Raw genomic sequence first — 26,208 nt, 5'->3', positions numbered from 1 at the left:
AAGTCGTACGGAGAGCGGTCGGGTGCAGATCCAGGGTCACTATGAGCTGAAGTTCGAGGCGGTGCGCGAGGCCTTCGCCGCGTTGTTCGAAGATGCCCAGGAACGGGGGGCGGCGTTGTGCATCCAGGTCGGCGGCGAAACCGTGGTCGACTTGTGGGCCGGTAGCGCCGACAAGGACGGACGGGAAGCCTGGCACAGCGACACCATTGCCAACCTGTTCTCCTGCACCAAGACCTTCACCGCCGTGACGGCCTTGCAACTGGTAGGCGAGGGCAAGCTGGCCCTGGACGCCCCCGTGGCCCGCTACTGGCCTGAATTCGCCCAGGCCGGCAAAGAGGCCGTGACCCTGCGCCAACTGCTCAGCCACCGTGCCGGCCTGCCGGCTATCCGTGAGCTGCTGCCGGCCGAGGCGCTGTACGACTGGCAGGCCATGGTCGATGCCCTCGCGGCCGAGGCGCCCTGGTGGGTGCCCGGTACCGAGCATGGCTATGCCGCGATCACCTACGGCTGGCTGATCGGCGAGCTGATCCGCCGCGTCGATGGGCGCGGCCCAGGCGAATCCATCGTGGCGCGTACCGCCCGGCCCCTGGGCCTGGACTTCCATGTGGGCCTGGCCGACGAAGAATTCCACCGCGTGGCGCACATCGCCCGTGGCAAGGGTAACCCCGGCGACGCGGCCGCCCAGCGTCTGCTGCAGGTCACCCTGCGCGAGCCCGAGGCCCTGTCGACCCGGGCGTTCACCAACCCGCCGGCCATCCTCACCAGCACCAACAAGCCCGAATGGCGGCGCATGCAGCAACCGGCAGCCAATGGCCATGGTAATGCCCGTAGCCTGGCGGGCTTCTATGCCGGCCTGCTCGACGGCAGCCTCTTGGAGTCGGAGCTGCTCGATGAGCTGACCCGTGAACACAGCCTCGGCCAAGATCGCACCCTGTTGACCCAGACCCGCTTCGGCCTGGGCTGCATGCTCGACCAGCCCGACGTGGCCAATGCCACCTTCGGCCTGGGGCCGCGTGCCTTTGGTCACCCGGGAGCCGGTGGTTCGGTCGGGTTCGCCGACCCGGAGCACGACGTGGCCTTCGGTTTCGTCACCAATACCCTTGGCCCCTACGTGTTGATGGACCCCCGGGCCCAGAAACTGGTGCGCGTCCTTGCCAGTTGCCTTTGATCGGGTAATGCGGGTATTGCCCGGACCCTTTGACTATCCTCAATGCCAACGCCTGGTGTGTGTGGGCAAAATCTCTTTCTAATTCATGGTGTATCGCTGATGTCTTCACATAAAACCTTAGCACTCGCCCTGTGCCTGGCCGCGACCGGTTGCGCCCAGCACTCGCAGAACGCGTCGAGCGACGCGGGCCTCAGCTGGTGGCCCTTCGGCTCGGACAAAGTCGCCGAGCAGGAAGTGAAGGAGGCCGTGACCGAGAAGGTGGCCAAGGCCGACGCCAAGTCCGAGAGCTCCAGCCGCTGGTGGTGGCCATTCGGCGGTGACGATAAGCAGGCCAAGGGCCCGGTGGTGCCGAAGATCGACCAGAAGGCCACCCAGGCTTGGCTGGACGAGTACGAGCCCAAGGTGCGCGAAGCGATCAAGGGCAGCAAGTTCGAGCTCGAACGCCGTGACAACGTGTTGGCGGTGACCATCCCGGTGGATGGTTCGTACAACCCGGACCGCCCGAACATGCTTTTGCCGATGACCCTGGGCCCGATCACCCGCGTGGCCAAGACCGTCGAAACAGACCCCAAGACCGCCGTGTTGGTGCTGGGCCATGCCGACACCAGCGGCGCCGCCGCTGCCAACCAGAAGCTCAGCCTCGAGCGCGCCGCCTCGGTGTCGGCGATCTTCCGTCTCAGCGGCCTGCAGCGTGACCGCCTGACCCTCAAGGGCATGGGCTCGGTCATGCCTCGTGCCGCCAACGACAGCGCTGAAGGCCGCGCCCTTAACCGCCGCGTGGAAATGTTGCTGACCCCGCAGAACACCATGGTTGCGCTGCTGGCCAAGTACCAGCAGGCTGCTCCGGCCCCTGCGCCGGCCTCGATGGTCGCGGTCCAGGACAAGACACCTGCTGCCAAGCCAGCAGCGAAGGCTGCGGCCAAGCCTGCGGCGAAAAAAACCACCGCCAAGGCCAAGGCGCCGGCCAAGACCACTGCGAAGAAGAAGGCCACGGCAAAACCGGCAGCCAAGAAGGCCACCACCGAGAAGAAAGTGGCTTCTGCCAAGACCAACTGACCGTTAAGGATACGCTGTCATGACCCAGTCCCTGGCCGATATGCGCCGCGACTACACCCGCGATGGCCTGACCGAAGACCAGGCCCCGGGAGAGCCGTTCGCCCTGTTCCACCAATGGTTCGGCGAGGCGGTGAAGACCGAGCAGGCGCCAGTGGAGGCCAATGCCATGACGCTCGCCACTGTCGATGGCGAAGGTCGCCCGCATTGCCGGGTGCTGCTGCTCAAGGGGCTCGACGAGCGTGGTTTCACCTTCTTCACCAACTACGACAGCGCCAAGGGCCAGCATTTGCTGGCCAACCCTTTTGCCGCCATGACGTTCTTCTGGCCGGCACTGGAGCGCCAGGTGCGGATCGAAGGGCGGGTGGAAAAGGTCACGGCCAAGGAGTCCGACGACTACTACCAGGTACGCCCGCTGGGCAGCCGCCTGGGGGCCTGGGCCTCGCCCCAGAGCCGGGTCATCGCTGGTCGTGAGGAGCTCGAAGGGCTGGTCAAGGCCACCGAAGCGCGTTTCTCCGATAGCCAACCCCATTGCCCCGAGCATTGGGGCGGGTACCGCCTGCTGCCTGAGCGCATCGAGTTCTGGCAAGGGCGCGCCAGCCGGCTGCACGACCGCCTGAACTACCGCAAGCTGGACGGCCAGTGGCTGCGTGAGCGCCTGGCGCCTTAACCTTCGTAGGCTGTACCAACGCTGAATAAACACAGTTTTATAACGTATGTGTCGTGACAGTCGTCAACGCACGGGGTCTAATGGACACCTGACTTATGGAGAGTTTTCCCATGCGTAAATCCGTTTTGCTGGTGGCCAGCTTCACCACCCTGTCGCTGTTGCTCGGCGGTTGTGCGTCGAACCTGTCCGGCGACAGCTATTCCCGAGACGAGGCCCGCCGTGTACAGACCGTGCGCATGGGCACCATCGAATCCCTGCGCCCTGTGAAGATCGAGGGCACCAAGACCCCGATCGGCGGCGGTGCAGGTGCCGTGGTCGGTGGTGTGGCCGGTAGCGCCATCGGTGGCGGTCGCGGCAGCATCGTTGCCGCGGTGATCGGCGCTGTTGCTGGCGGCCTGGCAGGTTCCGCTGCCGAGGAAGGCCTGACCCGCACCCAAGGCGTAGAGATCACCGTACGTGAAGACGACGGCAGCATGCGCGCCTATGTGCAGCAAGTGCAGCAGAACGAGATCTTCCGCGTCGGCGAGCGTGTACGCATCCTGACGGTCGATGGCACCAGCCGCGTCACCCACTGATCGGCGCAGGCAACAAAAAACCCCGACACGGCCCAGGCCGGTCGGGGTTTTTTGTTGCCCGGGCGATCAGTTGCCTGGCAACTTGCGACTGGCCATCGCGGTGATCCCATAACCGATCAGCGCGGCGAACAGCGAGCCGGTGAGGATGCCCATGCGGTCCATGCCGGCGAAGTCGCTGGCGCCGGGCACGAAGGCCAGGGAGCCGACGAACAGGCTCATGGTGAAGCCGATGCCGCACAGAACGGCCACGCCCAGCACCTGCCCCCAATTCGCACCAGTGGGCAGTGCCGCCAGGCGCAGCTTGATGGCGATCCAGGTCAGGCCGAACACACCGACCGTCTTGCCCAGCAGCAGGCCGATGGCGATGCCCATGGGCACCGGGTGGGTGAAGCTGTCCACGGTCATGCCAGCCAGGGATACACCGGCGTTGGCGAAGGCGAACAAGGGCAGGATGGCATAGGCGACCCAGGGGTGCAGGGCATGTTCGAGGCGCAGCAGAGGCGACGGCTCGGCATGCTGGGTGCGCAGAGGAATACACAGCGCCAGGGCGACACCCGCCAGGGTCGCATGCACACCGCTCTTGAGCACGCAGACCCACAGTACAAGGCCCACCAGCAGGTAGGGCGCCAGCTTCACCACGCCGAGCCGGTTCATGGCCAGCAGCGCCAGCAGGCACGCCCCGGCCAGCATCAACGACAGGCTCGACAGGCTGCCGGAGTAGAACAGGGCGATGATGACGATGGCGCCCAGGTCATCGATGATCGCCAGGGTCATCAGGAACAGCTTCAATGACACCGGCACCCGCTTGCCGAGCAGTGCCAGCACGCCGAGGGCGAAGGCGATATCGGTGGCGGTGGGGATGGCCCAGCCAGCGATGGCGGTAGGGTTGTCGCGGTTGATGTACCAGTAGATCAGCGCCGGCACCAGCATGCCGCCGATAGCGGCGGTGGCGGGCAGCACCACCTGCGACGGCTTGGACAGGTGGCCTTCGACGATCTCACGCTTGACCTCCAGACCAATCAGCAGGAAGAACAGCGCCATCAGGCCATCGTTGATCCACAACAGCAGTGGCTTGGCGATCTGCAGGGTGCCGACCTGGACCGCGACCGGCACATCGAGCAGCCCGCCATAGAGGTAGGCAAGCGGGGAGTTGTTGATGATCAACGCAAGTACGGCAGCGGCGATCAGCAACAGGCCTCCGGCGGCTTCCAGTTGGAGGAAACGGGAAATAAGGTTACGCACGGCCAAACGGGTCTCCATGAGCAGGTTTGGTGTTGAAAAAGATAAACCCTAGCGTGACGGCTTTGAAACCCAGATGCTCTGCGCTTTTGTCATAGGGTTTTACGGCCCGATTCGCGAAGCCTAGAGAACTTTGGGAAGTGTGATGAGGGGAATTTTCTGATTTTTGTGTAGTTTTGTAGGCACGGGCTTGCCCCGCGATCAAGGGCGAAGCCCTTGCTTGGCGACGGTGACATCGGGTCGGGCCTGATCGCGGGACAAGTCGGACCGCCGCACCGCCGCTCCCACAGGGTCCGCAAAACCAAATAGTCTTGCGTTGTTCTATGAGGAGCGGGTTGCATGTTCGATGGCCAGGTACTCAGCCATCGAGCCCCAGCATGTCACGGGCCACGGCTTCAGCGATGCGGATGCCATCGACGCCGGCGGACAGAATGCCACCCGCATAACCGGCCCCTTCACCGGCCGGGTACAGGCCTTTGAGGTTCAGGCTCTGGTAGTCCGCGCCACGGGTGATGCGTACCGGCGATGAGGTGCGCGTCTCGATGCCGGTCAGCACCGCGTCGTGCAGGTTGTAGCCTTTGATCTGGCGGTCGAACGCCGGCAGGGCCTCGCGGATGGCTTCGATGGCGAAGTCCGGCAGGCTGGGTGCCAGGTCGCCCAGGGTGATCCCTGGCTTGTAGGAGGGCTCGACGCTGCCCAGTTCGGTGGAGGCGCGCCCTGCGACGAAATCGCCGACCAGTTGTGCCGGTGCCTGGTAGTTGCTGCCGCCCATGACATAGGCATGGGCTTCCAGGCGTTCCTGCAGCTCGATCCCAGCCAGTGGGCCGCCCGGGTAGTCGCGCTCCGGGTCGATGCCGACGACGATGCCGGAGTTGGCGTTGCGCTCGTTCCGCGAATACTGGCTCATGCCGTTGGTGACGACCCGGCCTGGCTCGCTGGTGGCCGCTACCACGGTGCCGCCCGGGCACATGCAGAAGCTGTATACCGACCGACCGTTCTTGGCGTGGTACACCAGCTTGTAGTCGGCAGCGCCCAGTTTCGGGTGGCCGGCGTACTTGCCCAGGCGCGCCTTGTCGATCAGCGTCTGAGGGTGCTCGATGCGGAAACCGACCGAGAACGGCTTGGCTTCCATATACACACCCTTGGCATGCAGCATGCGGAAGGTGTCGCGGGCACTGTGACCCAAGGCCAGGACCACGTGGCGCGAGTGCAGTTGCTCACCACTCTCCAATACCACGCCGGTCAGCTGGCCATCTTCGACCAGCAGGTCGGTGACCTTCTGCTGGAAGCGCACTTCGGCGCCCAAGGCGATCATGTCCTGGCGCATCTGCTCGACCATGCCGGTCAGGCGGAAGGTACCGATGTGCGGCTTGTTGATGTAGAGGATTTCCTCTGGCGCACCGGCCTTGACGAATTCTTCCAGGACCTTGCGCCCGTGATGGTTCGGGTCCTTGATCTGGCTGTACAGCTTGCCGTCGGAGAACGTCCCGGCGCCGCCTTCGCCGAACTGCACGTTGGACTCGGGGTTGAGCACGCTCTTGCGCCACAGGCCCCAGGTGTCCTTGGTGCGCTGGCGCACTTCCTTGCCGCGTTCGAGAATGATCGGCCTGAAGCCCATTTGCGCCAGCAACAGGCCTGCGAAGATGCCGCACGGGCCGAAGCCGACCACGATCGGGCGCTCCTGCAGGTCGGCCGGGGCCTGGCCGACGAACTTGTAGGTCACGTCCGGGGCCGGGCCGATGTTGCGATCATCGGCGAACTTGCGTAGCAGCTCGGCTTCGTTGCTCGCTTCCAGGTCGATGGTATAGATGAACAGCAGTTCGCTGTTCTTCTTGCGCGCGTCGTAGCTGCGCTTGAACAGGGTGAAGCCGAGCAGCTGCTCATCGGTGATGCCCAGGCGTTGCACGATGGCCTCGCGCAGCGCTTCGTCGGCGTGATCCAGGGGCAGCTTCAGTTCGGTGATTCGTAGCATGGCAGGGTCCAGTATCCCGGCCATGGGCGGCCGGCGGCTTTACACAAACCGCCAAGTATAAGCTGTTAGCTGCCCCGACTGGAGGATAAAAGTACCCAGGCGATCAGTTGTCGCGGGCACCGCCGTAATAGCCGCAGCCTTGCAGGGTCTGGCCGTCGATGCGTAGCTCGGCGCGCAGGTGGCGCACGGCGCCGCTCATGCTGTCGACGCAGCGTTGCGGCGCGACCCACAGCTCCACGTGCTGGCCGTTGGCTTCGCTGTTCAGGGTCAGGCCGCCGCCGGGCACTTCTTCTTCGAGGAAGGGCAGGGGCAGTGGGTCTTTGCCGGGGCGCTCTATAATCATGCCGTTGCCGCTGGCCTTCACCGACCAGAACGGTTCCTGGCCATCGGCGCGTAAGGTCAGCTGCTTGAAGTTGGGGTCTTCGCAGGCGCGGGTGGAGGGTTCCAGACGATACAGGCGTTGCACGTCGAGACGGCCATCATTGTCGGCCTGCCTGCTGCCGGCCAGGCGCCCACGCACGTCCGCGAAAAGTTTGTCGCCTGCGTCGTCGGCCAGGTTGGCGGCCTCCTGCAACAGGCCTGTGGCACCGACGTCATTGACCACGAAACGGCGGGCTTCGGTGCACGGCTTGAACAGCAGCTTGCCACCCCCGGCGCTCAGCTCGCCCTGCATGCGCAGGGTGCCGATGTTCGGGTCGGCAGGCTTGTCCGCCAGCAACTGGCAGCCCGCGAACAGCGGCAGCAGGGTGGCGAGCAGCAGGGGAGGGGTGAGGCGCATGGGGTGGACTCCGGGGGATCTTTTGCCAAGGAGCTGGCCACGTTACTCAGGCTTTGCCGGGATCACAAGTTTTCGGCCAGCATAGGTGATATAGCGGCAGGCAGAAAAAGGGCCCGAAGGCGAATGCATCGCCGGCAAGCCGGCTCCCACCTGTCCTGCGCGGGGGTTGTTGGGCCCGCCGGACCAGGGGGGGCCGGCGTGGCGGCGGTGGGGTGGGCAGCCGCCCCCAATGCAAAGGCTTAAATGACTGGCATTAGCCCGAAGGCCCTTTTCCCGGTCACCCCCCTAGGTAGGCGTCGCGCACTTTCGGGTCGACCAGCAGTGCCTCGCCGGTACCCTGCATCACCACCTTGCCGTTCTCCAGTACATAGGCACGGTCGGCGATCTTCAACGCCTGATTGGCATTCTGCTCCACCAGGAACACCGTCACGCCGTCGCGGCGCAGTTGTTCGATGATGTCGAAGATCTGCTGGATGATGATCGGCGCAAGGCCGAGGGAGGGTTCGTCCAGCAACAACAGCTTGGGCTTGCTCATCAGCGCCCGGCCGATGGCCAGCATCTGCTGCTCGCCGCCGGACATGGTGCCGCCACGCTGCACGTAGCGCTCCTTCAGGCGAGGGAACAGCTGCAGGACCTTGTCCAACTGCTCCTGATAGTCGCCCTTGTTGGTGAAGAAGCCGCCCATCGCCAGGTTCTCCTCCACGGTCAGGCGGGCGAACACACGGCGGCCTTCCGGCACGACCGCGATGCTCTTGCGCATGATGTGCGAGGAGGGCTGGCCGACCAGTTCCTCACCCAGGTACTTGATGCTGCCGCTGTGTGCCTGGGGCGAGCCGCAGAGGGTCATCAGCAATGTCGACTTGCCGGCGCCGTTGGCGCCGATCAGGGTGACGATCTCGCCCTGGTTGATCTCCACGTTGACGCTGTGCAGCGCCTGGATCTTGCCGTAGAAGGTGGAAACGTTCTCGAACTTCAGCATTTACGCCTCCCCCAGGTAGGCCTTGATCACATCAGGGTTGCCGCGAATCTCTTCCGGCGTGCCGTCGGCCAGGGGCGTGCCCTGGTTGATCACCACGATGTGGTCGGAAATGCTCATCACCAGCTTCATGTCGTGCTCGATCAGCAGCACGGTCACGTTGTGGGATTCGCGCAGATAGGCGATCAGGGCCTTGAGGTCCTCGGTCTCCTTGGGGTTCAGGCCGGCGGCTGGCTCGTCGAGCATGATGATCCGGGGCTGGGTCATCATGCAGCGGGCGATTTCCAGGCGGCGCTGCTGGCCGTAGGCCAGGGTGCCGGCGGTACGGTTGGCGAACTCGGTCAGGTTGACCTTCTCCAGCCAGTACTGCGCGCGCTCCATGGCCTCTTTCTCGCTGCGGCGGAAGCTCGGCGTCTTGAACAGGCCGGCGAAGAAGTTGGTGTTCAGGTGGCGGTGCTGGGCGATCAGCAGGTTCTCCAGCGCGGTCATCTCCTTGAACAGGCGCACGTTCTGGAAGGTCCGCACCACGCCCTTACGGGCGATCTGGTGCCCGGCCAGGCCCTGGATCGGCTGGCCATCGAGCAGGATGGTGCCGCCGCTGGGCTTGTAGAAGCCGGTCAGGCAGTTGAACACGGTGGTCTTGCCGGCACCGTTGGGGCCGATCAATGCCACCACCTGTTTTTCCTTGACGGTCAGGCCCACGCCATTCACCGCCAACAAGCCGCCGAAGCGCATGCTCAGGCCGCTGACTTGCAGAATTTCGCGGCTCATCGACGCAGCTCCATATGGGGACGTTGCATGGGCAGCAGGCCCTGCGGACGCCAGATCATCATCAATACCATCAGCGCACCGAACATCAGCATGCGGTACTCGCTGAATTCACGCATCAGCTCCGGCAGCAGGATCATCACGATGGCCGCGAGGATCACGCCCAGCTGAGAGCCCATGCCGCCGAGCACGACGATGGCGAGGATGATCGCCGACTCGATGAAGGTGAACGACTCTGGTGTCACCAGCCCTTGGCGGGCAGCGAAGAAGCTGCCGGCGAAACCGGCGAAGCAGGCACCCAGGGTGAAGGCCGACAGCTTGATCACGGTCGGGTTCAGGCCCAGTGCACGGCAGGCGATCTCGTCCTCGCGCAGCGCTTCCCAGGCGCGGCCGATCGGCATGCGCAGCAGGCGGTTGATCACGAACAGCGCCAGCAACGCCAGCAACAGGGCGACCAGGTAGAGGAAGATGACCTTGTTGATCGAGTTGTACTGCAGGCCGAAGAACTCGTGGAAGGTCTGCATCCCTTCGGCAGCGCGACGTTCGAAGGTCAGGCCGAAGAAGGTCGGCTTCTCGATGTTGCTGATGCCGTTGGGGCCACCGGTCAGGCCGGTGAGGTTACGCAGGAACAGGCGGATGATCTCGCCAAAGCCCAAGGTCACGATCGCCAGGTAGTCACCCCGCAGGCGCAGCACCGGGAAGCCGAGCAGGAAGCCGAAGGTCGCGGCCATCAGGCCGGCGATCGGCAGGCAGATCCAGAAGCTCAGGCCGAAGTAGTGCGACAGCAGGGCGTAGCTGTAGGCGCCGACGGCGTAGAAACCGACGTAGCCCAGGTCCAGCAGGCCCGCCAGCCCCACCACGATGTTCAGGCCAAGGCCCAGCAACACGTAGATGAGGATCAGCGTGGCGATGTCGACCGCGCCCCGCGAACCGAAGAACGGCCAGACCAGTGCCACCACGATCAGGCCCATGATGACCCAACGCTGGGTCTTGGGCAGGGTCAGGTAGTTGGTGACCGACGCGGGGATCAACTTGCGCTCCGAGCGACCGCGCATCGCTGCGCTCCACTGTTTGTCGAACAGCACGCGTAGGAACATCAACACCGAGCAGATGGCGATGATCGAGAGGGTGAACGGCCCCTGGCTGTGTACCACCAGGTTGATGCCGTCGATGCTGAGTTTCAGGCCAAGCACCGGGAACGCCACGGCCCAGACCAGGGCGACGCTGAACAGCGCCTGTTTGAGATTTCTGTTCATACTTTTTCAACCTCCGGACGGCCCAGGATGCCGGTCGGCCGGAACAGCAGGACAAGAACCAAGAGCCCGAATGCCACCACGTCTTTGTACTGGTCGCCGAAGATGTCGGCGCCGAAGGCTTCGGCCACGCCCAGCACCAGGCCACCGAGCATGGCGCCCGGGATACTGCCGATGCCGCCCAGGACCGCCGCGGTGAAGGCCTTCAGGCCCACCAGGAAACCGGCGTTGGGGTTGATCACGCCGTACTGCATGCTCAGCAGCACGGCCGCCACCGCCGCCAGTGCGGCACCGATGACGAAGGTCAGGGCGATGATGTTGTTGGTGTTGATGCCCAGCAGGTTGGCCATCTTGATGTCCTCGGCGCAGGCACGGCAGGCGCGGCCCAGGCGGGAACGGGAGATGAACAGGGTGAGGCAGGTCATGGCCACCAAGGTGACCACGAACACCAGGATCTGCATGTAGGACACCAGGACTTCCTCGGCACCGCCTGGCCCGAAGGAGATGGAGCCGGGGATCAGGTTGGGGATGGACTTGTCCTTGGAATCTTGCGAAAGCAGGACGGTGTTCTGCAGGAAGATCGACATGCCGATGGCGGAAATCAGCGGGATCAGGCGGTTGCTGTTACGCAGGGGGCGGTAGGCAACCCGTTCGATACTGTAGCCATAGGCACTGGTAACGACGATGGTGGCGATGAAGGCCACGGTCATCAGCAGGGGCAGCGAATCGATACCCATCATGGCCAGGCCCGCCAGGGCGATGAAGGCCACGTAGGAACCGATCATGTACACCTCGCCGTGGGCGAAGTTGATCATGCCGATGATGCCGTACACCATGGTGTAGCCGATGGCGATCAAGGCATAGGTGCTGCCGATGGTCAATCCATTAACCAGTTGTTGGAAGAAATGGTAGATCTCAGGCATTACAGCGCTCCTAAAAACCTGATTTGCATTTCACTGGCAGGGGGTACGGCCAGGAAACCGCGGGTGACGGTTTTAAGATTTTCAGGTGAACCCGCCCCCGGATCGCGGGGATCAGGCCCATGAACCTCGTAAAACAAAGCCCACTGCTCGCACAGTGGGCTTCTCGGTCAGCTATTAGTCACGCAGTTACTGAGGGGAGACTTCGGTCTTCGGCTTGCCGAAGTGCCATTCGTAGACCACGAACTTGAAGTCTTTGAGGTCGCCCTTGTCATCGAACGACAGGTCGCCGGTCGGGGTCTTGAAGGTGCCCTTGTGGATTTCCGCGGCCACTTTCTCGGCGTCGTCGCTGGTGCCAGCGGCCTTGATGCCGTCAGCGATCACCTGGACCGCGGAGTAGGCCGGGAACACGAATGGACCGCTCGGGTCCTTGCCGTCGGCCTTGATGGCATCGACGATGGCCTTGTTCGCTGGGTCGGCGTCGAAGGACTTGGGCAGGGTGACCAGCAGGCCTTCGGAGGCGTTCTGGGCGATCTGCGAGATGGAGTCGTTGCCGACGCCTTCCGGGCCCATGAACTTGGCTTTCAGGCCTTTCTCCTGGGCTTGGCGCAGAATCAGGCCCAGCTCTGGGTGGTAGCCGCCGTAGTAGACGAAGTCGACGTTGTTCTGCTTGAGCTTCTGGATGATCGAGGAGAAGTCCTTGTCACCGGCGTTCAGGCCTTCGAAGACCGCGACCTTGACGTTCTTGCCTTCCAGGGTCTGCTTGACCGCGGTGGCGATGCCCTCGCCGTACTGCTGCTTGTCGTGCAGGACCGCGACGACCTTCGGCTTGACGTGGTCGGCGATGTAATTGCCGGCGGCCGGGCCCTGGGCGCTGTCCAGGCCGATGGTGCGGAACACCAGCTTGTAGCCACGAGCGGTGATTTCCGGGCTGGTGGCGGCCGGGGTGATCATGATCACGCCTTCGTCTTCGTAGATGTCGGACGCAGGCTGGGTGGAGCTGGAGCACAGGTGGCCGACCACGAACTTGACGCCATCGTTGACCACTTTGTTGGCGACGGCCACGGCCTGTTTAGGGTCGCACGCGTCGTCGTATTCCTTGGCTTCGAGCATCTTGCCGTCGATGCCGCCCTTGGCGTTGATGTCCTTGATGGCCTGCTTGGCGCCAACGAACTGCATGTCGCCATACTGGGTGACCGGGCCGGTCTTGGGCCCGGCGATACCGATCTTGATGGTATCGGCGGCAAACGAATGGCTGGCAACCCCGGCCAGTACCATTGCGGCGAACAGCTTGGAAATCTTGATCATAGTGCTCCACTCATTCTGTTGTAATTCTTATAGTCCTGGCGGCCAGGGCTACAGATCGGGCGGTCTCCGGCACGGCTACGCCATGTCGCAAGCCCACCTTCCCCGGAACATGTCCCGGAACTGTACCGGTACAGTGTAGAGCGCCCTTCGAGCGCTTGAAAAGCGGGCGAAAAGTGCCAGTTTCCCAGGGTGTCGCCTGATCGAAACAAAGATACAGAAAAGCGCCATTACTTTGCCTGCATCCTTGGCCCCGCCCCACAACTTCGGGGTTAATCGATCAAATTACATATTTGAAACCGGGTTTTTCTGCAAAAATGCCGGCCTTTTTTCGTGGCCGAATTTTTTATGGAGAACCCATGACCGATCAAGCAAGCACCCTCTATGCCAAATTGCTCGGCGAAACGGCGACCATCGAGTGGAAGGCACTGGAACGTTTCTGGGCAAAGGGTGACCTGATTTGGGTGGACCCGAGCCTGGACCTCATCGCAGTTGCCGAGGCAATGGCCGAGAATCGCAGCGAGATCTTCGCCAAGTGGCGTAATGATGGCACTGTTGCGCCGGTATCCGCGGAGCAGGCGCTAGACCTTCAGAGCCGTGATCCGCAGATCTGGGCGGTGGTGGTTTCGCCGTTCGTGGTGATGCAAGAAAAGAAAACCCAGTGACGCTGCGCCGTTTTGGTGCGTAAAAACGCACAGCGCAGTGGGGGCGAATGCTTGCCGACGTTCAGCCAAGGTGGCCGTTGGTAACAATCGCTGGGAATTCGGCACTGCGGTAACAGTTTACGGTATGCGTAATGAAGCTGGCTCGTTGCGCTTGCGCCCTGTGTGCCATGCGCGACAGCGCAGCGATGTATGATCGGCCTCCGTGCTTCCTGTTCATCTGTTATGGAGTCGCTCATGAGTACTGCATTGCCTACGCTGGGGTTTGCCGGGATCGGCCTGATGGGGTTGCCGATGTGTCGGCGCTTGCTGGCGGCGGGTTACCCCTTGGTGGTATGGAACCGCAGCCCGGAAAAATGTGCCGGGCTGGTAGCGGCCGGGGCACGGCTGGCCTTAACCCCCGCCGACTTGTGCCGCGACACTGACATGGTGTTGTTGTGCCTGGCCGATACGTCGGTGGTACGCGAAGTGGTGTTCGGTGAGGGAGGGGTGGCCGAAGGTGGGCGCCAGGGGCAGTTGCTGGTGGACTTCTCCAGCCTGGAGCCAACCGCTACCCGCGAAATGGCGGCCGAACTGGCGGCGTTGTGCGGCATGGCCTGGCTGGATGCCCCGGTTTCCGGAGGCACGCCTGGGGCCGAGGCGGGCACCCTGGCGATCATGGTCGGTGGCGAGGCGGGTGACTTGGAGCGGGCTCGCCCGGTGCTGCTGACGCTCGGGCAGCGGGTGACCCATATGGGTGCAGTCGGCGCAGGCCAAGTGACCAAGGCCTGCAACCAGATGATCGTCGCCTGCAATGCGTTGGTGATTGCCGAGGTGGTGGCCCTGGCCGAGCAGTCTGGCGTGGATGCACGACTGATCGCCGAAGCCCTGGCCGGCGGTTTCGCCGATTCCAAGCCATTGCAGATCCTGGCGCCGCAGATGGCCGAGAGCCGCTTCGAACCGATCAAGTGGCATGTACGCACCTTGCTCAAGGATCTGGATACTGCGGTGAAGTTTTCCCGCGAGCAGGGTTCGGCGACGCCGGTCAGTGGCCTTGCCGCGCAACTGATGCGCTTGCATGGTAGCCAGGGGTATCTGCAAAAAGATCCAGCGACCCTGGTCGAACTGTATCGCAACAAGGGTTGAAGCCTACGGCCTGGCGCTCGAGGCGGTCGAGGGTCGAGCGCAGCTCGGCCAGCGCCACCGGGCGGCTGAGCAGGTAGCCCTGCAGGTAGTCGCAACCATGGGCGGCGAGGAACGCGTGTTGTTCGAGGGTCTCGACGCCTTCGGTTACCACTTGCAGGTGCAGGGTATGGGCCATGACGATGATGGCCTGGACGATCTCGCGGTCTTTCTGGCTGCCGGGCACTTCCTGGATGAACGAACGATCGATCTTCAGCACATCCAGAGGCAGGCGCTTGAGGTAGGCCAGCGATGAGTACCCGGTGCCGAAATCATCGATCGACAAGGCAACACCCTGTGCGCGTACCCGCTTGAGCAAGCTGACGACCCGCTGGATATCGCCCATCAGCGCATTCTCGGTGACCTCCAACTCCAGGTGCCTTGGGGCCAGGCCCGCCTCGAACAAGGCCATTTCCACTTCGTTGGGCAGTTCCTCCCGGCCCAGGGTCACGGCCGAACAGTTGACCGTGACCTTGAGCTCAGCATGGCCTTGGCGATGGAGCGAGGCCAGGTCCTGGCAGGCACGGCGCAACACCCACAAGTCGAGGTCGGCGATCAGGCCATTGGTCTCGGCGATACCGATGAAGCGATCCGGGCTCAGCAGGCCGTGTTGGGGGTGTTGCCAGCGTACCAGGGCTTCCAGCTTGGCCACCTGGCCGTTGTGCAGGTCGAAGATCGGCTGGTAGTGCACGCACAGGCCGCGCTCCTCGAGCAGGGCGACCCGCAACTCCTCCTCCAGTTGCAACTCCAGGGTCGCGCGGGTCTTCAGGCTGTTATTGAAGAAGTTCAGGCTGTTGCGACCGCAGCCTTTGGACTGGTACAGCGCGAGGTCGGCGTGTTTGAGCAGCTCTTCGGCGGTGCGCCCGTCATCGGGGAAGATGCTGATGCCGATGCTGGTGGTCATGACCATGCGCCGCCCCCCCAGGTCGATCGGGTCCTTCATCCGCTGCATGATGCGTTGCGCCAGGTGGCGTGCTTCGTCACGGCTGTTGAGGCTGGTGACGATGCAGAACTCGTCGCCACCGAAGCGCGCCACCACGTCGTGGTTGCGGGTGGCGGCCTTGATATGGCCGGCAATCACTTTGAGCAACTCATCGCCCGCCGCATGGCCCAAGCTGTCATTGATGCGCTTGAAGTGGTCGATATCCAGGAACATCACCGCCAGCATGCGCTCATTGGCGGAAAGTTCGGCCAGGCGCTCGGCGAATACCTGGTTGAACCCGCGACGATTGACCAGGTTGGTCAGGGCATCGTAGTGAGCCGCCTGTTGCAGGGATGCGCGCGCCTGGTCCAGTTGGCTGAGCAGCACGTTGACCCGGCGCAGGTCATGTTCCTTGCTTTGCAGCTTACGGTCTGCCAGGGCGGCACTGATGCTGCTGCCGCTGATCAACAGCGTAATGAAGGCCACAGTCAGGGCCAATTGCAGGCTGTTGTCGGTAGTGGGCAAGTGCAGGGGGCTGCCGGCGGGCGCCACCAAGGTCATGGCGGCCATGCTGGAGAAGTGGGTCAGCAGCAGGCCGCCGCCCAGGAGCAGGCTGGCCGCGTATTTGCCGGCCAGGTGCAGGGTACCGCTGCCCTTGCTGATAGCACGCGCCATCAGCAAGGCCGCCAGGCTGGCGGCGATGGCGATGCCCAGCGAAGCCAATGATAGTTCCGGGTGGTAGTACGGGCGAGCGCTGGTATTCAGCGCAGCCATGCCCACGTAGTGCATCACCGTGATGCCCAGCCCGATGAGCAGTGCGCCTTGCACATAATGGCGAGGGCGCATGTCGACACGGTCGAGGCTGTTCATCGCCAGCCAGGCAGCGAGCAGGGCGACGAGCAGCGACAAGCCGGTCAGGGGAACGTCATAACGCACTTCCACCGGTGCTTGCAGGGCCAGGGTACTGGTGAAGTGCAGCGCCCAGATGCCCGCCGCCAGGCAGCAAGCACCCAGTACGCGCCACTGTCGACGAGCGGTGGGGTCTTCGCTCTGGCTCTGACGCTCGGTCATGTCCAAGGTCGCGAAGCAGGCGATGCATGCGATCCCATAGGCCAGCAACACCAGGAGGGGGTCGTGGCGGCAGTCCAAGATGATTTGGCCGGTTGTCGGCAGGGTGTCGAACAGGTGCAGTCCCAACCACTCCATTGCTCGCCTCTTCGTCGAGTTCTCACTCGTCCCCAAAAAGCCGGAGGAGACCGTTCAGCAGCAGTATAGGAATGGGAGTTCAAGCCAGCCTGGTTAATGGCATTTTGATTTCAACCATTTGGATATTGGCTCGATAGCGCAGTGTTCTAAGGCCGAAGGGGCGCGTTGCGCCCCTTTCGCGGCACAAGGCCGCGATGGGCTGCAAAGCAGCCCTTGTTACCGTGCCATCAGCCCGCGACCAATACGCGGATCGCCTCCAGGCGCAGGGCGGCCTTGTCGAGCATGGCCAGCCCGTCTTCACGTTGCTTGCGCAGGGCCTCGATCTCGCTGTCGCGCACGCTTGGGTTGACAGCCTTGAGCGCAGTCAGGCGGGCAAGCTCCTCGTCGGCCTGCGCTGCCAGGCGACGCTGGGCCTCGGCCACGCGCTCGACATGGGTCGGCAGGACCTTGGCCTCGCCGTCGGCGATACGCTTGGCCAACACGTCGCGCTGGGCCTGGACGAACTTGTTGGCGCTGGCCTTGGGCACGCTTTCCAACTGGTCGTTGAGGGTTTCGAACGCTACGCGCGGGGCCAGGTCGTTGCCGTTGGCATCGAGCAGGCAGCGCAGGGCGGCCGGAGGCAGGTAGCGGCCCAGCTGCAGGCTGCGCGGGGCTACCACCTCGCTGACATAGAGCAGCTCGAGCAGCACAGTGCCGGGTTTGAGCGCCTTGTTCTTGATCAGTGCCACGGCAGTGTTGCCCATGGAGCCGGACAGCACCAAGTCCATGCCGCCCTGGACCATCGGGTGTTCCCAGGTCAGGAACTGCATGTCCTCGCGCGACAGTGCCTGGTTGCGGTCGTAGGTGATGGTCACGCCTTCGTCGTCGCCCAGCGGGAAGCTGGCGTCGAGCATCTTCTCGCTCGGCTTGAGGATCAGGGCGTTTTCCGAATGGTCTTCGCTGTCGATGCCGAAGGCGTCGAACAGGGTTTCCATGTAGATCGGCAGGGCGAACTGGTCGTCCTGCTCGAGGATCGCCTCGACCAGCGCCTGGCCTTCGCCGGCACCGCCGGAGTTGAGCTCCAGCAAGCGGTCGCGGCCGGTGTGCAACTCGGCTTCCAGGCGTTCGCGCTCGCTTCGTGCCTCGCCCACCAGCGTATCCCAGGCCTTGGCCTCGCCGCCCTCGAGCAACGCCAGCAGGCGAGGGCCGAACTGGTGTTGCAGCGCGTTGCCGGTCGGGCAGGTATTGAGGAACGCGTTCAGGCCCAGGTGGTACCACTGGAACAGGCGCTCTTGCGGGCTGTCCTGCAGGTAGGGGATGTGCAGCTCGATGGTGTGCTTCTGGCCGATCCGGTCAAGGCGGCCGATACGCTGTTCGAGCAGGTCCGGGTGTGCCGGCAGGTCGAACATCACCAAGTGATGGGCGAACTGGAAGTTGCGGCCTTCGCTGCCGATTTCCGAACAGATCAGGACCTGGGCACCGAATTCCTCGTCGGCGAAGTAGGCTGCGGCGCGGTCGCGCTCGAGGATGCTCATGCCTTCATGGAAGACCGTGGCCGGAATACCGGAGCGCACGCGCAGCGCGTCTTCCAGATCCATGGCGGTTTCGGCATGGGCGCAGATCACCAGGACCTTGGTGCGCTTGAGCATCTTCAGGGTGTCGATCAACCAGTCCACCCGCGGGTCGAAACGCCACCAACGTTCGTCGTCGCCAGCCTCGCCCTGGGCCTGGAAGGCCACTTCCGGGTACAGCTCGGCTCGCTCGCCGCTCGGCAGGTCGACGTATTGCTGCGGGTTGGGCAGCGGGTAGGGGTGCAACTGGCGCTCGGGGAAGCCCTGGATCGCGGCACGGGTGTTACGGAACAGCACGCGGCCGGTGCCGTGGCGGTCGAGCAGTTCGCGGATCAGGCGGGCGCTGGCCTGGCTGTCGCCGTCGCTGACCGCGCCCAGCAGGGCTTCGCCCTCGGCGCCGAGGAAACCGGCAATGGTGGCGTGGGCCTTGGGCGACAGGCGGCCTTCGTCGAGCAGCTCCTGGACGGCCTCGGCCACCGGGCGGTAGTGCTCGCTCTCGGCGCGGAAGGCGGCCAGGTCATGGAAGCGGTTGGGGTCGAGCAGGCGCAGGCGGGCGAAATGGCTGTCTTGGCCCAGCTGCTCGGGCGTGGCGGTGAGCAGCAGCACGCCGGGGATGACCTGGGCCAGTTGTTCGACCAGGGCATATTCCGGGCTGGCCTGTTCTTCGTGCCAGACCAGGTGGTGGGCTTCGTCGACCACCATCAGGTCCCAGCCCGCCGCGAACAGGGCGTCCTGGGCTTTCTCGTCGTCCACCAGCCACTCCAGCGCCACCAGGGCGAGCTGGGCGTCCTCGAAGGGGTTGCTGGCATCGCTTTCGATGAAGCGCTCGGCATCGAACAGTGCCACCTGCAGGTTGAAGCGGCGGCGCATTTCCACCAACCACTGGTGCTGGAGGTTTTCCGGTACCAGGATCAGCACGCGGCTGGCGCGGCCATTGAGCAACTGGCGATGGATCACCAGGCCGGCTTCGATGGTCTTGCCCAGGCCCACTTCGTCGGCCAGCAATACGCGCGGGGCGATCCGGTCGGCGACCTCGCGGGCGATGTGCAACTGGTGGGCGATAGGTTGCGCGCGGCAGCCACCCAGGCCCCAGAGCGTCGACAGCATCTGCTTGCTGGTGTGTTGCAGGGTGTTGTAGCGCAGGGAGAACCAGGACAACGGGTCGATCTGCCCGGCGAACAGGCGGTCGCTGGCCAGGCGGAACTGGATGAAGTTGGAGAGCTGGGTCTCCGGCAGTACGCGGGCTTGGTTCTGCCCGTCGAGGCCATGGTAGACCAGCAGCCCATCGGCATCCTCGACTTCGCGCACGGTCAGCTTCCAGCCTTCGAAATGCGTGATCTGGTCGCCTGGCGAGAAACGCACACGGGTCAGCGGCGCATTGCGCAGGGAATACTGGCGGGTGTCGCCAGTGGCCGGGTAGAGCACGGTCAACAGGCGGCCATCCTGCGCCAGGATGGTACCCAGGCCGAGCTCGGCTTCGCTGTCGCTGATCCAGCGTTGCCCCGGTTGATACTGCTGCGCCATACTGCCTGAACTCCCGCGATGAAAAAGCCGACTATGTTAACGGATAGGGGCCGGTAGACCAAAGAATCTAGAGTCTAGCTGCTTCATCGACGAACAACGTCCTGCGACGAGGGCCCACACCACATGGCTGCAAAGCACCGCTGGTTGAACGCCTCCCTGGCTATGGGCAGCGTGCTGCTGCTGGCCGCCTGTGAACAGAAGAACTTCGAAACCCTGCCACCGATTCCGACTGAACAGCTGGAAGTACTGGGTGTGCGGACGCCGCTCAAGAGCGTACATTTCCGTGACCGTGACGGCGAAGGGTTGCTGGTGCTTAGCCGCGTCGATGGCCAGGCCACCGATGCCGAGACCGAACAGGAGGTGGACAAGGTCATGCTCAAAGCCACCCTGTACGGGCGCGGCGCCGAGGCGGACGTGTTCGCCCCACGCTGGCAGATCGAGCAGGAAACCAGCTGCCCGGGGCTGGACCTGGACGTAGACTTCTACACCGATGTCAGCGACGCCAGCGACCTGAACAAGGATGGCGTCGCCGAGCTCACCGTGGCCAGCCATGCCTTCTGCGGCGGTGGCATCGACCCGCACGACATCGCTATCGAGATGCGCGAAGGCCAGGCGACCTACACCATCACCGGCCAATCGCTGATCATTCCGGCGGGCGAGGAGCCTGTCGGCGGCGAGCGGGAAGACAGCGCATCGTTGAAAAATGCACCGCAAGTGATACGCGAGCACATGGACGCAGTGTGGCAGCAGGTCTACAAGCGGCCCTGGAGCGAAGCCAGCCCACCACCTGACGAGCCGTTGGGCGAAGACCTCGAGTAGCGGTTGTACAGCATGTTGTGATGCGCTGCACAATCCGGTGGTTCGGTGCTCAAGTGCAAGTGATCGCCGGCCGATACAGTGGCCACAGGAGACCATTCCATGCTGCCGCCGATCATCCCGCTCAGTGCCGCACCGGTGACTTCGCAACAGGACCCGGTCAAACCGACCCCGGATATTCCCCCAGTGGTCCCGGCGCAGCCTGCTTCCAGCGACGGCACTGTCGACCTCAAGCACCAGCGCGATCCCCAGGAGCAGGCGCTATTGCTGCGCGAGGAGCAGCGTCGCCAGCAGCAACGTCGGCAGAAGGACCAGGACGAGCGCTACAGCGCCTTGCCCGGCGACGAACTCAATGCCGACAACACCGTGCCTGTGGCGCCCCTGGGCGAGCGTACCCGCCAGGGGTTGTTGGTGGACATCGAAGTCTGAGCTGGTCAGCACGGGCGTCAGGCTTCATCATGCAAGTCTCTGCTGTCAGTCGAGCCCGCCCATGAGCCAAGACAACCTGATCGATTTCGGTGCCGAGCGCACCAAACGCATCCATGACCTCAAGGAAAAGCGCCTGAATGAAGTCCGCCAGGCATTCGAGCAGGCCATGCCGCTGGCCAAGCCGAAGAAAAAGCCCAAGGGTAAGCCGAAGAAGCGCTGAAACTTGATGTAGATCAACCCTGCGTCCGCCTCGCGTGCCCGCCCCTGGGCACCATTGACTCCGGTCAATTTTCCCTCCCCCCGTATTCGCTACCTTGCACCCATCGGACAACGGCAGACGAAACGGGAGGCCGACATGTTCTTCGACAATGTGGTTATCGCCGGTGTGGTAACGGTCGGGTTGATGTTGGTGTTCTTCGCCGGTCTGGGCATTTTCATCTGGAAGGATTCGAGCAAGCGCAAGCCGCGCTGAGCCTTCCAGGTTCACGAGCACGCAAGGCATTTAGGGCGACTTCGGTCGCCCATTTTTTTGCCTGGAATTTCCCAACGCCTTCGCGGCAACGCATTCCTGTGTAGGTGCGGGCTTGTGTGGGATATGTTTCCTTGAATGATGCTTAGCTAGCTAATTAATTCGCCACGCTTTATCCTTGCGCCGTTGTCTATCTTTTTAATCATCACCCCCGCAAGGTCCGATTCGTGCCCATCACCTTCCAGGCCCTGTTCGCACCCAGCAACCTCGCCCTCAAGTTCGCCATCAAGACCGTGCTTGGGGGTGGCCTGGCGCTGTGGTTGGCCATGCGTTGGGGCTTGGAGCAGCCTTCATGGGCGCTGATGACCGCTTTCATCGTCGCCCAGCCGCTGTCGGGCATGGTGGTGCAGAAGGGCCTGGCCCGCCTGGCCGGCACCTTGGTCGGTACGTTCATGTCGGTGGTCTTCATCGCCCTGTTCGCCCAGGCGCCCTGGCTGTTTCTGCTGACCCTGGCGTTGTGGCTTGCGTTGTGTACCGCAGCCTCCACCCAGTTGCGCAGTGCCTGGGCCTATTCGTTCGTACTGGCGGGTTACACCGTGGCGATCATTGCTTTGCCCTCGATCAACCATCCTTTACAGGTGTTCGACCAGGCCGTAGCGCGCTGCACCGAGATCTGCCTGGGGATCGTCTGCGCCACGGCCACCAGCGCCTTGCTCTGGCCGATGCGCGTCGAGCAGCAGCTCGCAGGCCAGGCGCGCCAGGCCTGGCAGAACGGCTTGCAGGCCTCCAGCGCCATGCTGGGCGGCGAAGACGAGGGGCGCAAGGGTTTGCTTGAAATCCTCGGGCGGATCGTCGCCATCGATGCCCAGCGTGAACACGCTTGGTTCGAAGGCAACCGTGGCCGCCAACGGGCCAGGGCGATTCGTGGGCTGAGCCAGAAGCTCATGGTGTTGCTGCGTATCTCGCGTTCGGTGCGCCGCCAATGGCGTCAGCTCGATGAAGCCGAGGCCGATCGGCTGGCGCCCTGGTTGAACGAGGTGCGCGCGCAACTGGCCGAGCCCGACCCACCCAGCCTGTTGTTGTTGCGCCAGCGAATCTGGGATGCCGCCCATGACGAGCAGATCAGCTCGGCCGAGCATTATTGCCTGGCGCGCATGGCCCTGTTGCTGGACGTCGCCATGGCTGCGACCCAGGCCTTGCAGGACGCCGAACAGGGCAGGGCGCCGAAGGACGTGCCCCAAGGCCTGGCAGTCCATCGCGACCTGCCGCTGGCCTTGCTGTTTGGCTCACGCAGTGCCCTGGCCTTCCTTGCCATGGCCAGTTTCTGGCTGGCCACCGCGTGGCCGGCGGCGCCGGGCGGGCTGGTGCTGACCTGTGTGGTCTGCAGCCTGTTCGCCAGCCGCGAGAACGGCGCGCAGATCGGCCTGAGCTTCCTGCGGGGCATCCTGCTGGCCATTCCCGTGGCCTTTTTGGTCGGGCAGATCCTCCTACCGCAATGGAGCAGTTTCGCCATGCTCTGCCTGGGGATGGGAGTGCCGCTGTTCCTGGGGGCCCTGGGCATGGCGCATCCGCGCACTGGTGCGACTGCCACGTCCTATTGCCTGCACTTCATCGTGTTGGTGGCCCCGCTCAATACCATGCAGTTCGATGTCGCGGCCATGCTCAATAGCGCCCAGGCCATGTTGCTAGGCGTTGGAGCCGCGGTCATGGCCTTCCGCCTGGTGGTGCTACGCCACCCGGCCTGGCTCGGCCGTCGCCTGCGGGCGGCGACCCAGAGCGACCTGGTGCGCCTGACCCGGCGCGACCTGCGTGGTGCCGACAGCTGGTTCGGTGGGCGTATGGCCGACCGCTTGATGCAGTTGGCCAGGCACGCCAGTGAATTGCCGGAGGCCGAGCGCAAACGTTGGGACGATGGCGTGCACGCACTGGATATCGGTGACGAGCTGGTGCACTTGCGCATGTGCCTGGCCGTGGCCCAGGCACCCCTGGGGCCAGCCGAACGCCATTACCTGCAGCAGTTGGAGGCCGTCCTGGCCAGTGGGCCGGCACCAGGGCGCAGCCAACGCCTGGACGCGGCGACCGAGCAATTCATCGAGGCGTTGCGCCGTCAGCCGCCGAGCGACCCGCTACGCCTGGCCGTTGGCGCGGTGCTGCAACTGCGCAGCAGTTGGGGCAAGTGGTGCCATCGGCAGGAGGAGATCCATGGGGTTGCGTGAATGGGCACTGGGCGGTGTGCTGCTCAGTCCGTTTCTGATCTATGCGTTGCTGGCGCTGCTGCTCACCGGTCTGCTGCGCCTGGTGGTGCAGGCCACGCCGCTGGGTCGGTGGATCTGGCACGAGGCGTTGTTCGATGCGGCATTGTTCGTTTGTGTTCTGTCCCTGGTGGTGCATCTCCTGGGGCCTTTGTAAGGAGTGATACCCATGCGTACAGTCGTACGTGCCTTCGTTACCCTCTGTGTGGTGGCTCTGGCCATATTCGCCGGCTATCACCTTTGGCAGTACTACATGCTCACGCCCTGGACCCGTGATGCACGGGTGCGTGCAGACGTGGTGGTCATCGCCCCGGACGTGTCCGGTTGGGTGCGCGAGCTCAAGGTGCGCGACAACCAGCAGGTAAAGGCCGGCGATCTGCTCATGAGCATCGACCGCGAACGCTTCCAGGCCGCCTTCGACCAAGCCAGTGCCGTGGCCGAAACCCGCGCCCACCAATTGCGTCTGCGTGAGCGCGAGGCGGCGCGGCGCACGGCCCTGGGCCCCGATGCGATCAGCGCCGAGCTGCGCGAGAATGCCCAGATCAACGCTGCCGTCGCACGGGGTGAGCTGCATGAAGCCCAGGCGCAGCTGCAGGTGGCGAGGATCAACTTGGAACGCAGCGAAGTCCGGGCCCCGCGCAGCGGGCACATCACCAACCTGCGCCTGGCGCAGGGCAACTATGTCAACACCGGCCAATCGGTCATGGCCCTGGTGGATGATGCCACCTTCTATATCCAGGCCTATTTCGAAGAGACCAAGCTGCCGCGCATCCATGTCGGAGACCCGGTGAAAGTCTGGCTGATGGGCGCCGGCGAGGCGATCGACGGCCATGTGCAAAGCATCAGCCGCGGCATCACCGACAGCAACAGCAATCCCGACAGCCAACTGTTGCCTGAGGTTGAACCGACATTCAACTGGGTACGCCTGGCCCAGCGCATCCCGGTGCGCATCCGCCTGGATCATATTCCCAAGGACATCAACCTCAGTGCCGGGATGACTGCCAGCGTGCAGGTGCACGAGGCGCCGGCCGAACATTGAGCGTCATGGACGCACGTTGACCTTTGATCGGTCGACGGGCAGGCGGAAGCTGAACAACGTCCCCACCTGGGCATTCGATACGACCTCCATGGAGCCGCCATGGGCCAAGGCGATCTGGTTGGCTATATAAAGCCCCAGTCCCAGCCCTTGCTGTGGTCTGCTGGAGAGTGGCCGGGAAAAGGGCTGGAACAGCTGTGCCAGGACTTGCACGGGGATCGGCTCGCCCAGGTTGTGCACGCTGAGTACGAAGATCCCGTCGTGCAGGGTCGCGGTGACGGTGACCGGCTCTTCGGCGGCGCCATGGGCCAGGGCGTTGGCGATCAGGTTGGAGAGCAGTTGGGCGATGCGTTCGCGATCGCAGTGCAGCCCACCGATGTCGCCGATGTTCAGCAGGATCTGCCGTTGTGGATGCACCCGTTGCAACTCCGAGGCCACATGGGTCAGAGCCTCGGCCAGGTCGTGGCAGGGCTGCTGGTTGATGGGGATGCCGCTGCCCAGGCGGCCGCGGGCGAAGTCCAGCATATCGCGCACCAGCTGGGCGGCGCGGCTGCCGGAGGTATGTATGTGCCGGGCGATGGCTCGGTTGCGCTCGTCCTGCAAGCGCTGGACGAGCAACTCCGCCCCGGCCGTGATGGCGAACAATGGGTTGCGCAGGTCGTGGCCGAGTACCGCGATGAACTGCTCGCGTACCTCCGCCATGGCGCGCTCCTTCTGCAGGGCCTGTTCGGTGCGCTGTGCGCTTTCCTCGCTTTCTATCTGGATCGACAGCAGGCGGGCGAACGATTCCATCATGGGTTGGATGGCGCTGCCCTTGAGTGAGGTGGGCCTGGGGTCCAGGGCGCTGATGGTGCCGAAGAAACTGCCGTCGGTACGTAGCACCGGCACCGAGATATAGCTTTCGAAACGGTAGACCCGTGGTGCGTGATGCCGGGCGTACTGGTCGTCCTCGCTGGCCTGGTCGATCACGATGGTCTGGTGGCTGCTGCGGATTTCCTGGCACAGGGTTGTGGTGACGTCGAGTTCATCGCCAGGCTTGAGGCCCAGACCCAGGTTGTCCAGTACGGCGCAGGCGGTCCAGCTGTTCTCGGTTACCCGAGCCACGGCGGCAAAGCGCATGCCGGTGGTCTCGCAGATGACCTGGAGAAGGGCAGGGACTGCGTTGATGCGGCCGATGGTGGCGATGTCGGCGCTGATGGCGTTGGCCATGACAGAGCAGTGTCCGTGGCGGTAAGAAGCATCAGTCTAGCGGGGCGCCTGGGGCGGGATGGAAAAAGTGGGCGAACGGTCTTGGGTTGTCTGGATCAGGTAGATGCCGAAGTTCTGAAGGCCGGTACCTGTTCGCCTTTAAATGCGGCCTTCAATCTAAATATTTCAAATAATTGAAATAAAGGGTTGACGTGCCGTTTCAGGGGCCTATAATGCGCCCCACTTCCGACGCAGTCGAAACGCAAAACTCCTTGAGATTCAATGAGTTGAACGCTTCAGGTAGTATCGGAAGGCT

24 protein-coding genes are annotated in these 26,208 nt (G+C 63.7%); 13 read left to right on the top strand and 11 right to left on the bottom strand.

Annotated elements, in window-relative coordinates; translation table 11 throughout:
* Window positions 1-22: 22 nt before the first annotated feature.
* The 4 genes from ACNFCI_RS20500 to ACNFCI_RS20485 all read left to right on the top strand — a co-directional run bounded on the left by ACNFCI_RS20500 (window position 23) and on the right by ACNFCI_RS20485 (window position 3,466).
* Entirely contained in the window at window positions 23-1,168 is a 1,146-nt protein-coding gene (locus tag ACNFCI_RS20500; RefSeq protein WP_324813318.1) for a serine hydrolase domain-containing protein, read from the top strand.
* Between the two features lie 99 nt (window positions 1,169-1,267).
* The gene (locus ACNFCI_RS20495; RefSeq protein WP_368829690.1) at window positions 1,268-2,224 is read left to right on the top strand and encodes an OmpA family protein; all 957 of its coding nucleotides are present in this window, start codon (window positions 1,268-1,270) and stop codon (window positions 2,222-2,224) included.
* 19 nt (window positions 2,225-2,243) lie between these two features.
* The gene (gene pdxH, locus ACNFCI_RS20490; protein WP_084856079.1) at window positions 2,244-2,891 is read left to right on the top strand and encodes a pyridoxamine 5'-phosphate oxidase; all 648 of its coding nucleotides are present in this window, start codon (window positions 2,244-2,246) and stop codon (window positions 2,889-2,891) included.
* Between the two features lie 110 nt (window positions 2,892-3,001).
* Window positions 3,002-3,466 carry a glycine zipper 2TM domain-containing protein gene (locus ACNFCI_RS20485; protein WP_084856081.1) on the top strand — a complete coding sequence of 155 codons (465 nt, stop codon included), beginning with the start codon at window positions 3,002-3,004 and terminating at the stop codon, window positions 3,464-3,466.
* A 66-nt stretch (window positions 3,467-3,532) separates the two neighbouring features.
* Here the strand turns inward: ACNFCI_RS20485 and nhaA are convergent, their stop codons facing one another.
* From nhaA to ACNFCI_RS20445, 8 genes are all read right to left on the bottom strand, one after another.
* A complete protein-coding gene (gene nhaA / locus ACNFCI_RS20480; RefSeq protein WP_253249325.1) occupies window positions 3,533-4,708 on the bottom strand; it encodes a Na+/H+ antiporter NhaA in 1,176 nt (391 codons plus the stop codon).
* Window positions 4,709-5,063: 355 nt separating this feature from the next.
* Complete coding sequence (locus ACNFCI_RS20475; RefSeq protein ID WP_368829691.1) at window positions 5,064-6,677, bottom strand: NAD(P)/FAD-dependent oxidoreductase; 1,614 nt, start codon at window positions 6,675-6,677, stop codon at window positions 5,064-5,066.
* A 103-nt stretch (window positions 6,678-6,780) separates the two neighbouring features.
* Window positions 6,781-7,455 (bottom strand): COG3650 family protein, encoded by a 675-nt coding sequence (locus ACNFCI_RS20470; protein ID WP_368829692.1) that lies wholly within the window; start codon window positions 7,453-7,455, stop codon window positions 6,781-6,783.
* 277 nt (window positions 7,456-7,732) lie between these two features.
* The gene (locus ACNFCI_RS20465; protein ID WP_043215137.1) at window positions 7,733-8,434 is read right to left on the bottom strand and encodes an ABC transporter ATP-binding protein; all 702 of its coding nucleotides are present in this window, start codon (window positions 8,432-8,434) and stop codon (window positions 7,733-7,735) included.
* Window positions 8,435-9,202 (bottom strand): high-affinity branched-chain amino acid ABC transporter ATP-binding protein LivG, encoded by a 768-nt coding sequence (livG, locus tag ACNFCI_RS20460; RefSeq protein ID WP_084856089.1) that lies wholly within the window; start codon window positions 9,200-9,202, stop codon window positions 8,435-8,437.
* Entirely contained in the window at window positions 9,199-10,455 is a 1,257-nt protein-coding gene (locus ACNFCI_RS20455) for a high-affinity branched-chain amino acid ABC transporter permease LivM (RefSeq protein WP_084856091.1), read from the bottom strand. Before ACNFCI_RS20455 ends, livG begins: the two co-directional genes overlap by 4 nt.
* A complete protein-coding gene (gene livH, locus ACNFCI_RS20450; protein WP_084856094.1) occupies window positions 10,452-11,375 on the bottom strand; it encodes a high-affinity branched-chain amino acid ABC transporter permease LivH in 924 nt (307 codons plus the stop codon). Before livH ends, ACNFCI_RS20455 begins: the two co-directional genes overlap by 4 nt.
* A 186-nt stretch (window positions 11,376-11,561) precedes the next feature.
* Entirely contained in the window at window positions 11,562-12,680 is a 1,119-nt protein-coding gene (locus tag ACNFCI_RS20445; RefSeq protein WP_368829693.1) for a branched-chain amino acid ABC transporter substrate-binding protein, read from the bottom strand.
* A 356-nt stretch (window positions 12,681-13,036) separates the two neighbouring features.
* On the opposite strand from ACNFCI_RS20445, the gene ACNFCI_RS20440 reads away from it, so the two are divergent.
* On the top strand, window positions 13,037-13,342 hold the full coding sequence (locus ACNFCI_RS20440) for a DUF2288 domain-containing protein (RefSeq protein WP_368829694.1): 306 nt from the start codon (window positions 13,037-13,039) through the stop codon (window positions 13,340-13,342).
* A gap of 234 nt (window positions 13,343-13,576) precedes the next feature.
* Entirely contained in the window at window positions 13,577-14,464 is an 888-nt protein-coding gene (locus ACNFCI_RS20435; RefSeq protein WP_368829695.1) for an NAD(P)-dependent oxidoreductase, read from the top strand.
* Here the strand turns inward: ACNFCI_RS20435 and ACNFCI_RS20430 are convergent.
* Together ACNFCI_RS20430 and rapA are read right to left on the bottom strand one after the other, a co-directional pair.
* Complete coding sequence (locus ACNFCI_RS20430; RefSeq protein ID WP_084856105.1) at window positions 14,364-16,628, bottom strand: putative bifunctional diguanylate cyclase/phosphodiesterase; 2,265 nt, start codon at window positions 16,626-16,628, stop codon at window positions 14,364-14,366. The two genes, ACNFCI_RS20435 and ACNFCI_RS20430, sit on opposite strands and share 101 nt — an antisense overlap.
* A 227-nt stretch (window positions 16,629-16,855) precedes the next feature.
* Window positions 16,856-19,702, bottom strand: coding sequence for an RNA polymerase-associated protein RapA (gene rapA, locus ACNFCI_RS20425; protein WP_368829696.1), 2,847 nt, complete (start codon window positions 19,700-19,702; stop codon window positions 16,856-16,858).
* Between the two features lie 123 nt (window positions 19,703-19,825).
* Between rapA and ACNFCI_RS20420 the strand changes: the two genes are divergently transcribed.
* The 7 genes from ACNFCI_RS20420 (at window position 19,826) to ACNFCI_RS20390 (ending at window position 24,707) form a co-directional block, all read left to right on the top strand.
* On the top strand, window positions 19,826-20,521 hold the full coding sequence (locus ACNFCI_RS20420; RefSeq protein WP_084856108.1) for a M949_RS01915 family surface polysaccharide biosynthesis protein: 696 nt from the start codon (window positions 19,826-19,828) through the stop codon (window positions 20,519-20,521).
* 99 nt (window positions 20,522-20,620) lie between these two features.
* Complete coding sequence (locus ACNFCI_RS20415; RefSeq protein WP_084856110.1) at window positions 20,621-20,947, top strand: aspartate-semialdehyde dehydrogenase; 327 nt, start codon at window positions 20,621-20,623, stop codon at window positions 20,945-20,947.
* A gap of 61 nt (window positions 20,948-21,008) precedes the next feature.
* A complete protein-coding gene (locus ACNFCI_RS20410; RefSeq protein WP_172402998.1) occupies window positions 21,009-21,167 on the top strand; it encodes a hypothetical protein in 159 nt (52 codons plus the stop codon).
* Between the two features lie 135 nt (window positions 21,168-21,302).
* Entirely contained in the window at window positions 21,303-21,419 is a 117-nt protein-coding gene (gene ccoM, locus ACNFCI_RS20405; RefSeq protein WP_301178464.1) for a cytochrome c oxidase subunit CcoM, read from the top strand.
* A gap of 224 nt (window positions 21,420-21,643) precedes the next feature.
* Window positions 21,644-23,632 (top strand): FUSC family protein, encoded by a 1,989-nt coding sequence (locus ACNFCI_RS20400; RefSeq protein ID WP_368829698.1) that lies wholly within the window; start codon window positions 21,644-21,646, stop codon window positions 23,630-23,632.
* Window positions 23,619-23,825 carry a DUF1656 domain-containing protein gene (locus ACNFCI_RS20395; protein WP_368829699.1) on the top strand — a complete coding sequence of 69 codons (207 nt, stop codon included), beginning with the start codon at window positions 23,619-23,621 and terminating at the stop codon, window positions 23,823-23,825. Before ACNFCI_RS20400 ends, ACNFCI_RS20395 begins: the two co-directional genes overlap by 14 nt.
* 12 nt (window positions 23,826-23,837) lie before the next feature.
* Entirely contained in the window at window positions 23,838-24,707 is an 870-nt protein-coding gene (locus tag ACNFCI_RS20390) for an efflux RND transporter periplasmic adaptor subunit (RefSeq protein ID WP_368829700.1), read from the top strand.
* A 3-nt stretch (window positions 24,708-24,710) separates the two neighbouring features.
* Here ACNFCI_RS20390 and ACNFCI_RS20385 read toward each other — a convergent pair whose 3' ends face one another.
* Window positions 24,711-25,913: an ATP-binding protein gene (locus ACNFCI_RS20385; RefSeq protein ID WP_368829701.1), complete on the bottom strand. Its 1,203-nt coding sequence runs from the start codon at window positions 25,911-25,913 to the stop codon at window positions 24,711-24,713.
* Window positions 25,914-26,208: the final 295 nt, after the last annotated feature.

The sequence above is a fragment of the Pseudomonas sp. NY15356 genome (assembly GCF_048068175.1).
In the GTDB taxonomy this organism is placed as follows: Bacteria; Pseudomonadota; Gammaproteobacteria; order Pseudomonadales; family Pseudomonadaceae; genus Aquipseudomonas; species Aquipseudomonas putida_K.
The sequence above is the reverse complement of the archived record's forward strand: the minus strand, read 5'-3'. Positions and strand labels throughout refer to the sequence as shown.

Coding starts and splice junctions, on each gene's coding strand:
- ccoM (WP_301178464.1), top strand. CDS start 21,303: ATGTTCTTCGACAATGTGGTTATCGCCGGTGTGGTAACGGTCGGGTTG.
- ACNFCI_RS20415 (WP_084856110.1), top strand. CDS start 20,621: ATGCTGCCGCCGATCATCCCGCTCAGTGCCGCACCGGTGACTTCGCAA.
- pdxH (WP_084856079.1), top strand. CDS start 2,244: ATGACCCAGTCCCTGGCCGATATGCGCCGCGACTACACCCGCGATGGC.
- ACNFCI_RS20455 (WP_084856091.1), bottom strand. CDS start 10,455: ATGAACAGAAATCTCAAACAGGCGCTGTTCAGCGTCGCCCTGGTCTGG.
- ACNFCI_RS20475 (WP_368829691.1), bottom strand. CDS start 6,677: ATGCTACGAATCACCGAACTGAAGCTGCCCCTGGATCACGCCGACGAA.
- ACNFCI_RS20445 (WP_368829693.1), bottom strand. CDS start 12,680: ATGATCAAGATTTCCAAGCTGTTCGCCGCAATGGTACTGGCCGGGGTT.
- ACNFCI_RS20470 (WP_368829692.1), bottom strand. CDS start 7,455: ATGCGCCTCACCCCTCCCCTGCTGCTCGCCACCCTGCTGCCGCTGTTC.
- ACNFCI_RS20465 (WP_043215137.1), bottom strand. CDS start 8,434: ATGCTGAAGTTCGAGAACGTTTCCACCTTCTACGGCAAGATCCAGGCG.
- ACNFCI_RS20435 (WP_368829695.1), top strand. CDS start 13,577: ATGAGTACTGCATTGCCTACGCTGGGGTTTGCCGGGATCGGCCTGATG.
- ACNFCI_RS20430 (WP_084856105.1), bottom strand. CDS start 16,628: ATGGAGTGGTTGGGACTGCACCTGTTCGACACCCTGCCGACAACCGGC.
- ACNFCI_RS20410 (WP_172402998.1), top strand. CDS start 21,009: ATGAGCCAAGACAACCTGATCGATTTCGGTGCCGAGCGCACCAAACGC.
- livG (WP_084856089.1), bottom strand. CDS start 9,202: ATGAGCCGCGAAATTCTGCAAGTCAGCGGCCTGAGCATGCGCTTCGGC.
- ACNFCI_RS20385 (WP_368829701.1), bottom strand. CDS start 25,913: ATGGCCAACGCCATCAGCGCCGACATCGCCACCATCGGCCGCATCAAC.
- rapA (WP_368829696.1), bottom strand. CDS start 19,702: ATGGCGCAGCAGTATCAACCGGGGCAACGCTGGATCAGCGACAGCGAA.
- ACNFCI_RS20420 (WP_084856108.1), top strand. CDS start 19,826: ATGGCTGCAAAGCACCGCTGGTTGAACGCCTCCCTGGCTATGGGCAGC.
- ACNFCI_RS20390 (WP_368829700.1), top strand. CDS start 23,838: ATGCGTACAGTCGTACGTGCCTTCGTTACCCTCTGTGTGGTGGCTCTG.
- ACNFCI_RS20440 (WP_368829694.1), top strand. CDS start 13,037: ATGACCGATCAAGCAAGCACCCTCTATGCCAAATTGCTCGGCGAAACG.
- ACNFCI_RS20485 (WP_084856081.1), top strand. CDS start 3,002: ATGCGTAAATCCGTTTTGCTGGTGGCCAGCTTCACCACCCTGTCGCTG.
- ACNFCI_RS20495 (WP_368829690.1), top strand. CDS start 1,268: ATGTCTTCACATAAAACCTTAGCACTCGCCCTGTGCCTGGCCGCGACC.
- livH (WP_084856094.1), bottom strand. CDS start 11,375: ATGCCTGAGATCTACCATTTCTTCCAACAACTGGTTAATGGATTGACC.
- ACNFCI_RS20395 (WP_368829699.1), top strand. CDS start 23,619: ATGGGGTTGCGTGAATGGGCACTGGGCGGTGTGCTGCTCAGTCCGTTT.